This is a genomic window from Cognatundibacterium luofuense (assembly GCF_018139685.1).
Lineage (GTDB): Bacteria > Pseudomonadota > Gammaproteobacteria > Burkholderiales > Burkholderiaceae_D > Undibacterium > Undibacterium luofuense.
Genome location: NZ_JAGSPN010000157.1, coordinates 1 through 448 on the forward strand (window position 1 = coordinate 1; position 448 = coordinate 448).

Sequence of the window (448 nt, forward strand, 5' to 3'; positions counted from 1 at the left end):
TTGAAGTATTCCAGGCCGAATCTGCCAAACTCAGCAATGCAAAATGGTTGGCGCAGGGCACGATTTATCCGGACGTGATCGAAAGCGCCGGTAAAGGTAAAAAGGGTTCGCATACCATCAAGAGCCACCATAACGTCGGTGGTTTGCCAGATACCCTGAACCTGAAACTGCTGGAACCACTGCGTGAACTGTTTAAGGACGAAGTCCGTAAGCTGGGCGTTGCGCTGGGTCTGCCACACGGCATGGTGTATCGCCATCCTTTCCCTGGCCCTGGCCTGGGTGTGCGCATTTTGGGTGAAGTCAAAAAAGAATTCGCCGACCTGCTGCGCAAAGCCGATGCGATTTTTATCGAAGAATTGCGCACGAATTTCGTTGACCCTAACGCAGAAAAACCAGTCAGCTGGTACGACGCGACCAGCCAGGCATTTGCCGTTTTCTTGCCAGTTAA

Annotated in this window: 1 pseudogene; it reads left to right on the forward strand. The window is 52.2% G+C overall.

The annotated features are described in order from the left end of the window. Positions 1-448, forward strand: a pseudogene (locus KDM89_RS19805) (glutamine-hydrolyzing GMP synthase); the annotation flags it as partial.